The sequence below is a fragment of the Schwartzia sp. (in: firmicutes) genome (genome assembly GCF_978017985.1).
Window position 1 is genome coordinate 1 of the sequence record NZ_CDXDFU010000092.1, and the last position, 8,943, is coordinate 8,943.

Annotated in this window: 6 protein-coding genes; all 6 read right to left on the bottom strand. The window is 49.5% G+C overall.

Annotated features, from left to right (window positions below; translation table 11 throughout):
- Window positions 1-1,768, bottom strand: a 1,768-nt coding sequence (locus ACY69O_RS04265; protein WP_462332227.1) for a TRAP transporter permease, incomplete at its 3' end; no start/stop codon positions are given.
- A 16-nt stretch (window positions 1,769-1,784) separates the two neighbouring features.
- Complete coding sequence (locus ACY69O_RS04270; protein ID WP_462332228.1) at window positions 1,785-2,309, bottom strand: DUF1850 domain-containing protein; 525 nt, start codon at window positions 2,307-2,309, stop codon at window positions 1,785-1,787.
- Window positions 2,310-2,315: 6 nt separating this feature from the next.
- On the bottom strand, window positions 2,316-3,323 hold the full coding sequence (locus tag ACY69O_RS04275; RefSeq protein ID WP_462332229.1) for a TAXI family TRAP transporter solute-binding subunit: 1,008 nt from the start codon (window positions 3,321-3,323) through the stop codon (window positions 2,316-2,318).
- A 187-nt stretch (window positions 3,324-3,510) separates the two neighbouring features.
- On the bottom strand, window positions 3,511-5,232 hold the full coding sequence (locus ACY69O_RS04280; protein WP_462332230.1) for a methyl-accepting chemotaxis protein: 1,722 nt from the start codon (window positions 5,230-5,232) through the stop codon (window positions 3,511-3,513).
- A gap of 117 nt (window positions 5,233-5,349) precedes the next feature.
- Window positions 5,350-7,941: a 3'-5' exonuclease gene (locus tag ACY69O_RS04285; RefSeq protein WP_462332231.1), complete on the bottom strand. Its 2,592-nt coding sequence runs from the start codon at window positions 7,939-7,941 to the stop codon at window positions 5,350-5,352.
- 22 nt (window positions 7,942-7,963) lie between these two features.
- Window positions 7,964-8,943 (bottom strand): serine hydrolase (locus ACY69O_RS04290; RefSeq protein ID WP_462332232.1); only part of this gene is annotated, 980 nt, incomplete at its 5' end.

Here is an 8,943-nt window from a genome sequence, read left to right on the forward strand (position 1 = left end):
CACTGGCCGCAACCCAAGCACCCTCTGCCAATGTCGTATTGATGAGCATGAGCTGAGGTGCGTAAACAAACATGAACGGCACGATGAAGCCCGCTATCGCCAGCTTAACCGACGCAACGCCCGTCTTCATGGGATTTCCTCCCGAGAGTCCTGCCGCCGCGAAGGACGCCAAAGCTACAGGCGGTGTCAGGTTTGCAAACATCGCATAGTAGAAGGAGAACATGTGGGCCGCGCCTGCAGGTATTCCGAGCTTGGCAAGCGCCGGAGCCGCAATTGTTGCCGTTATGATATATGCAGGAATTGACGGCAGTCCCATGCCGAGAATCATGCAGGTAATCATGGTAAAGAAAAGCGTGAAGAGCAGGCTTGTAGAGCCCAGTGCAATGATAGTGTTAGCCATGGTCAGACCGAAGCCCGTCTTGGAGCAGACACCTATAATGATACCTACGCAGGCGCAGGCAACAGCAACAGAGACCGTCTGCTTCGCGCCGTTGGCAAGGGCATCAAGAAAGCCTGAAAGGCTCATGCGTGTCTCCTTGCGGAACATTGAAACCACAATGGTGACAAGGATTGTCATTACTGCAGAGAAAATGACCGTTGTCCCGGAGAAGAACAGCATATAGAGCAGGAAAAGAACAGGCAGCAGCAGGTGGCTGCGGCACTTCATAACTTCACTTGTTTTCGGAAGCTGGTCTTTAGGCAGACCCACAAGACCGTCCTTTGATGCTCTGAGATGCACCTGCAATACGATACTCAAATAATAGAGCAACGCAGGAATAGCCGCCCATGTGATGATTGTCGAGTACGGGACACTTATCATTTCTGCCATGATGAATGCCGCAGCACCCATGATAGGCGGTAAAAGCTGTCCGCCTACTGAAGCTGCTGCTTCTACGGCTCCCGAAAATTCCTTTGAATACCCTGTCTTTTTCATCAGCGGAATCGTGAAGGCACCCGTGGTAACTACGTTTGCTACCGCCGAACCGTTGATTGACCCGAGGAAGCCCGAGGCAATAACAGAGACCTTTGCCGGGCCGCCCTTTGTGTGTCCTGCCAGAGCCAGGGCAATATCATTGAAGAACTGCCCCATGCCGCATTTAGACATTACTGTACCAAAGAGGATAAAGAGGAAGATGTAGCTGGCAGCTACGCTTACAGACGTGCCGTAAATACCCTCTGTGTTCGCGAAGAAATGGTTGGAAAGAGATGCCCAGTCATAGCCGCGGTGCATGAACATACCCGGGAACTCGCGCCCGAAAAGTCCATAGATGATAAACACCACGGAAAGAATGGTCAGCGCGTTGCCTGTGACTCTGCGGGAGCACTCCAGCACCAGCACAACAAGAAGTGTTGCCATGGCCAGATCCGTGTCGTTCGGATTGCCGGCGCGCTGTACTACCCCCATGTAGTCAGACCATATATAAATCGGCGCCGCAAAGGACAGAAGCGCAAGAAGCCAGTCAAGAATAGACGGCTTCGTCATATCCGAGGATTTTCCTGCAGGATACATCAAAAAGCCCAGCGCCATAATCATAGCAACATGCAGCGAACGGTGTACCAGCGTAACCGGGGGGCCGAATGCCGCCGTATAAAGATGATACCCGGAGACCAGGAGGCAAGCGATGAAGAATATCTTCTTCATAAGAGGATTTTTGAATGAACGCGTTGCCGATTCCTTGTCCAGCTTTCGTATAATTTCTTTGGATTTTTCTTCAAGCTGCTTCGTTTCCTCTGTCTGAAGCAGCGTTTTTTCCGGTTCCTTTCCCATGAAAGAACCTCCTTCTTTACGGATCCGCCCGCCTGATTCCCAGTGAATCCAGAAGCATGCTTATCCATCGTTTCCTTGTTACCGCGAGATTTACCCGCGTATGCTCGGGAAGCGTTTCGCCTTTAGCTATGAGGACATCATTCAGCTTGATATCCCGCGTTGCAAAGTGCGAGTTGATCCATGTGAATTCGTGAAAAACTTGCCCGATATTGTTCATGTAAATCATGCCGTCGTCATCAATCCAGACCTCGGTACCCTTGTTTTCAGGAATCCCAGCGCCAAAGGCGGGATAGGCTATCATATCGAGAATCAGATCGTTATTCGCGTCTATGTGGTAATACTCGTGCCACGGAATTTTCTCCCAAGAATGAATCCAGCCAAAGAAAAGCTGATCGCCTTCTTTGGCCGGAACTTCAACATAGATTTCTTTCGTTTCGTAGTCGTAAATCCGAAGCACAGTCTGTGCCGAAAGCTCATTCAGCACCCACAGCCCCGCGATGAGGACGACGGCCGCGCAAAGCGCAGCAGCCGTTTTTTTCATATCGGCTTATTTCAGGATGCCTTTATCCTTATAGAATTTCTCAGCGCCCGGATGCAGCTTCACGCTTGTACCCTGGATTCCGCGAAGAGCAGTCTCCAGCTTGATTTCGCGCTTGGCCGTTGCATGGGATGCACCGATTGTTTCAAGACCTTTCTCGGAGTAGAAGCCTTCAAGGAGGTCATATACAACATCATCAGAGAGGTTCTTCGAAACGAGCATAATGTTCATGACCGCTGCAGTTGTTGTATCCCCGGCTGTTCCATAAGTATCCTTCGGAATCTTCCACTCAACGTAGAACGGATATTTTGCAGTGAGCTTCTTCAGAGCCTCACCCTCTACCGGAACAAACACAATCTTCTTGGTTGTGCCAAGTTCTTTAATCGTTGCATTGCCAAGACCGGATGTTACAAAAGCTACATCGCACTGACCGTTCTTCATCTGGTCGATAGCCTCACCGTAGGAGAGGTAGTCTACCTTTGCATCATCATAGCTCATTCCGTTTGCCTCGAAAATCATGCGGGCATTCAGCTCGACTCCGGAGTTCGGCGCGCCAACGCCGACGCGTTTGCCTTTGATATCAGCAAATGTCTTGATTCCGGAATCCTCCGTCGTAACAATCTGTACTACGTTCGGCCAGAGGCCCATCATAGCGCGAAGGTCCGTAGCCTTCGGTTTGCCCTCGTACGCTCCAAAGCCTTCCACAGCCTGAATAACGGAGTCGGACATTGCAATAGCAAGCTCGCCCTTGCCTGTCAAAATAGCATTGATGTTTTCACCCGTTGCTCCGGTAGCCGTTGCCGAGGTCTTATACCCCATCTCACCGACAACCTTGGAGAACGCACCGCCAATCGGGAAATAAATGCCGCTGGTCGGACCTGTCAGCACTGTGATAAATTCTTTGCTGCGGTCTACCTTAGCATCCTTTTTCCCTTTGTCAGCTCCGCCACCGCCGCATGCCGCGGTCATGATGGCCAGAGCCACAACCAGGACCATACATACCATTCTCTTCAACATACCCTATCCGCTCCTTTGTTATGAAGTGTATATAACTTTCAACTCATAGTTATTATAGCATTGAGATAATAGCAGAGTAAATATATTTTTCTGACAACTTATCAGGTATACACACAAAAAAGAGGCTGAGAAACAACCTTTATCGGGTTGTATTTCTCAGCCTCATGACTATTAAACTTTACAGCAATCAGAATTTGAACTTATGAAGCGAATTCTGAAGTCCCTGCGCCAGCTCGGAGAGCGAGTTGCTTGCAGAAGCGATTTCACTTGCGGATGCAGACTGCTCCTCTGCTGCCGCCGAAACATTCTCCATCTCGCCGGATACCTGAGCACCCTTATCAAGGATATTCGCAGATTTTTCTTTGATGTTCGCCGTCTGTCCTGCAACAGCGCGAACCTCGGAGGTAATAACCTCAGCCTGATCGGAAACTCCCAGAGCTGCCTCCTGAATACGGTCAAAGGCTTCCTTCAGCTTGCTGACAGACTCTGTTCCTGCCTTAACTGCGCTGCTGCCCTCCTGCATGGACTTGACAGCCTCATCTGTATCTGCCTGAATACCGCCGATAAGCGTCGTGATGCGCTTTGCTGCCTCCTGAGACTGTTCAGCCAGCTTTCTGACTTCCTCTGCGACGACGGAGAAGCCGCGTCCGTTTTCACCTGCACGTGCTGCCTCAATAGCTGCATTGAGCGCAAGGAGATTTGTCTGTTCAGCGATTTCGGAAATATCGCTGACAATCTGGCCGATTTCCTGAGAGCTCTTGCCGAGCTTATCAACAGTTGCAGCAGAATTGTTAACGATTTTTTCGACGCTCATAATCTGCTCGACCGCCTGCTGGATAGCCTTGCTTCCTTCTTCAGCCTCGTTCTTGGATTCATTGGCGTGCTGAGCAACCGTTTCAGCTGTAGTGTTCAGACGGTCAATGGATTCTGCCGTCTGATTGATGGAATCCATAGCGTCATTGACGTATGTCTGCTGCTCGGAGGTAGCTCCCGCAGCGTCGGTAACGGAGTTAGCAACCATGCTGGATGCCTGCGAAGCCTGCTGTGAGCTTGCAGTAAGCTCCTCCGAAGCTGCTGCCAGATGCTCTGCGGATTCATTGGTCTGACGCATAAGTGTGTTCAGTGCCTTGCGCACATCTGCAACCATATCAGCCAGCTGGCCGAACTCGTCCTCGCGGTCGATAGTACGTTTTACAAGGATGAAATCACCGTCGCGCATTTTTGCGAGAGCTTCCATCGTGACATCAAGCGGATTGGTAATCTTTTTGGAAATAACAAGAACACAGAAAATCGCAATAGCCAGAATGACAACAAGCTCGATAACCATGAAACGGATAGTTTTTTCCATTTCTGCCTTATTCTCATCGGCAAGACGTTTTGCATTTGCTGTCTCAAGAGCCAAAAGCTCATTTAAATTTTTACCGATAGATGCGGCATGCGTTGCACCGTTTTTCGTGTAATACTCAAATGCCTCCGCCTGTTTTCCGTCTGCAGCGAGCTGACAGGTTTTCTCAAATATCGGCTTCTGCTTTGCCCACTCAGCAGCGATATTTTTCATGAGTGCCGTTCCCGCTTCATTTTTGAACGGAATTGCATCATAATCCTGAATGCACTTATCGACAATCCCTGAAGCACGATGGAAATTATCAGTAAGCATCTTTACGCGCTCGTGATTTCCCACAGACGTCGTAGTCGTTACAGCCATTGCCTGGGAATAACGCATCTGCGTATTTGCCTCTCCGACAATTCCCAACGCCACAACGGATGAGCTGTAAATCTCATCAAGAGCCTCTTCAGCCGACCTGATTGCCGAATAGCCCGAAAATCCCACAAGGCCCATGCCGAAAATTGCAATCACGGCAAGAATTGCCAGCTTATACGCCACGCGTATGTTGTCCAACCATCTCATAATAAATACCCCTTCCTTGTCCTGAACATAAAATTCATTTTCCTGTTATAACCTCTTAATATTCTATGATATTTTTTAAAATCCTTCTGAATTTTCTGTTTTTAATGAAACTTTAATTTATGAACAATAAGCGATATATTTTTTCGGTATGGACGCGATAAACGTACTCTCCATCTGTTCGTTGTAATTTTTGCCATACTGGCACCAGGATAAGAAAAGCTGTTTCCTCGCCCGAGTAATGGCCGTGTAGAACAGCCGCTGCTCCTCCGCTCGGTTCCCGTCCTTTACTGCGCGGTAGCTTGGGAAACCGTTCTCATGCAGGCCTGCAAGAAAGACGTAATCAAATTCAGTCCCTTTCGCCTGATGTACCGTGATAATCGGAACCCTCGGCTGCCTCTGTGTACCCGCGTCAAGTGGATTTGCCGAAAGAGCCGCAGTACGTATAAACCGCACTAGCGTGTCGTGAGCACTGTACTCTCCCGTATCGTACGCACGCACCGCACGATAAAGCTCACGGAGATGCTCCATTCTGCGCTCTTCTTTTTCGTAGTAGGGAATCAGATGATTTTTGATGATGTACTCCAAAAAATCAACGGGACGCCTACGTACAACCTCCCTGTGCAGCTCCGTTACAGATCCCGCAATCTGTTCAAAGAAATGTCCGTATTTTGCGATGCACTGACGGCGGGTGTCCTGCGTGGGACGAATATTTTCCCTGACTGCATATACCAGAAGCTCAGCCGTGGCGCATATATCATCGAAAGCATCATGTGAGGACGGATGGCTGACCTTTATATACGCGCCGAGAGATTCCAGCTTGTGATTGGTGAGATTCGGATAAAACCGTCTGTAAATATCGAGAGTATCATACCAGCCCACAAAATCAGGCCGCGGAAGCTCCAATCTTTCCGTTTCACTGAGCAGAATACTGAGGTCAAAGGATACATTATGCCCAACGATAAGACTTCCCCGTATGAATTCAAGGAACTCTGTTAATACCTCTCCCGGGTCGCCGCCTTCTTTTGCCAGCTTTTCATCGGATATATGATGCACTGTCTCCGACATACCGACCGGCTTTGTATTCTTCAAAAGACGGTTGAATTTTCCGGTTATGCTTCCGTCTGCGCCAAGACGTACTCCCGCAATCTGTATTATTTCGTCATCCGTTGTATCCACTCCGGTGGACTCAACATCAAAAACTACCACGTTACCGGCTTCGTACTCTCGGATAAGCTGGGCGTAGCTGTCCCCCTCCCGAAGGATACTCTCATCAAGGAAATCCGTAAGACGAAGCCCCGATTCACGCATTGCATCGGACTCGATTTCATCTATTGTTTTTTGACCGACACCCGTCACAAACCGCTTTAGAATACGCTTCATGCTTGCCGCATCGTACTTATTCAATGTAAGCTTCACAAATGCCAGGGCATCCTTTACCTCCTGCCGACGAAACAGCTTCATCTCGTCTGCCAGGAAAAAATCCACCCTGCGCACCAAAGGAGTCACATGCTGTAAATACTGCCAGAGCTGTTTGTTATACGCGTTGCTGCGCGTAAGAATACAGACCTTTGAAGGATCGTCACAGGGAAGATTTTCTATGCAGCGATAAATCCACTCCGCTTCCTCTTCCACGGACCTGCAGGCCCTCAGCATGACAGGATCTCCCTTTTCATCTGAAGCCGCCCGTATTTTCCCTTCCCACTCCGAAGCCCTGCCACCGAAAAAAGAATCAAGGCACGCATAGGAAGCCTGCACCAATGTTCTTGTGGCACGGTAATTTTCCTCAAGGATTATCCGCACAGGACTGTATTCCTTTTCAAACCGTTCAAAAATCCGCGACGGTCTCGAACCCCGCCACTCGTAAATGGTCTGATAATAGTCTCCGCTGAGAAGAATATGATTATCTCCGAACAGCTTCGAAAGGATGTCATATTCAAGCTCATTGGTATCCTGCACTTCATCAATGTTTATAAATCGGAATTTTTCACGCCAGCGCAGGCATACCTCCTCCTGCCGGAAAAGGTCGTATGTACTCAGAATCAAATCGTTAAAATCCAGTCCGTGCTCGTCATGCATGAGACGGTTGTAAAGCAGTACATACTCTGCTCCGTGTGCTTCCATCTCTGCGGCCATTTCTGCACGAAATTTGAATTTGCTGTCCATAAAAAAGTTATATACGCCCTCATCGCCGAGCTCATCAAACAGCCTGCGGACAGTCTTTCTATAATCGGCGCCTATATCATCCGAAAAAACACCATACTCCGTGCGCTTTTCCTTTACGGTATTGATAAAACGCTGCAGGGTACCCACAGGAAACCGTTTCGAATTTATCTGCGAAATAAGCTCCGCGCAGTCCTCTTCGTCAAAAATCATGAAGTCCGTGAAAAAGTCCGTCTTTCTTTTTGCTTCCTGACGGATGACATCAAAGCAGAAGCTGTGTATGGTACGCACCACGACCTTATGCCCCGGTGAACCCACATATTTTACGATACGCTCCTTCATTTCCTGGCATGCCTTGTTTGTAAAGGTAAGACACAGTATTTCCTCAGGCTCTGCCAGCTTTTCCTCAAGTATCTTCGCGATGCGCCGCGCAAGAGTCCCGGTTTTCCCCGTGCCTGCCGATGCCAAAAGCAAAACATTGCGGTTAAGAGTATCTATTGCCTGTCTCTGTTTTTCATTAACCTGTTCCAAAGCGTCTTTATTTTCCACTCTGTTTTCTGCTCCCCTGCCGTTATTTCTCCCTGCTCAGCAAATCCGCGTAAATCCACCGGGGCACGAAGCCAAGCCTGCCGGAAACATATCTGCTGCCCGAAAAACCGTTGGCATCAGCCGCGGGATTTTCAATGGGCGTGTTGATTTTATTGGTAAGATATACAATCACCATATCATGCTCCGGATCTATAACAGTCAATGTCCCTGTCCAGCCCTGATGCCCGAAAACCGAGGACGGCGCATTCTCTCCGAAAAAGCTGTCCCATTCATGGTCTCCCTGCACCCACCAGCCGAGGCCGTAGCCCGTGCCGTAGTCTGCCGTAAACTCAGCAATCACCTCAGGCGAAAAATACTGCTTATTTCCGTATTTCCCCGTCAGCAGGAGCTCTGCCAGCTTTGCCAGGTCTCCTGCATTCGAAAAGAGCCCCGCATGTCCCGATACTCCCTCCATGCAGTACCATGAAAGCTCGTCATGCACCTCTCCCTGAAGCGTTTCCGTACGCACTCCGGGGAAATACACCGCGCCGTCGCGGGTATTTCCGTTCAGCTCCGTCGCAGCGCAGTCATTCTTCTTGAACCCATGGTCGAGGGGGCGGTAGGTAGTATGCCTGAGCTTCATGGGATTCCAAAAATGCTCCGAAAGGTACTGCTGAAGTCCCTTCCCTGTTACCTTTTCCACAACAAGACCGAGCAGCATATAATCCACGTCGGAGTATAGTGTCTCTGTCCCGGGCTCATACATCAACGGAGTCTCAAAAATATGTTTCAGAGTGCGTTTTTTCGTTGCCTCGTCTGCTAATGCCCCCGCGGAAAGAACATTTTCCCTGTCCGACTGCCACTCCTGGTTTTCCTGGTAATAATACCTCTTGTGATATGCAGGCCCCGCAGGGAATCCTCCCTGATGCCGCAGAAGGTCGCGAACAGTGAGAGCTGCCTTCCATCTGCGCTGCAGCAAAAGCGGCGCAGGGGCTCCGTCCTCATACGCGATATACCGGACAC

What these genes read in the sequence shown, in the direction of transcription:
- ACY69O_RS04270 (WP_462332228.1), bottom strand. Translation starts at nt 2,309, where the DNA reads ATGAAAAAAACGGCTGCTGCGCTTTGCGCGGCCGTCGTCCTCATCGCG.
- ACY69O_RS04275 (WP_462332229.1), bottom strand. Translation starts at nt 3,323, where the DNA reads ATGTTGAAGAGAATGGTATGTATGGTCCTGGTTGTGGCTCTGGCCATC.
- ACY69O_RS04280 (WP_462332230.1), bottom strand. Translation starts at nt 5,232, where the DNA reads ATGAGATGGTTGGACAACATACGCGTGGCGTATAAGCTGGCAATTCTT.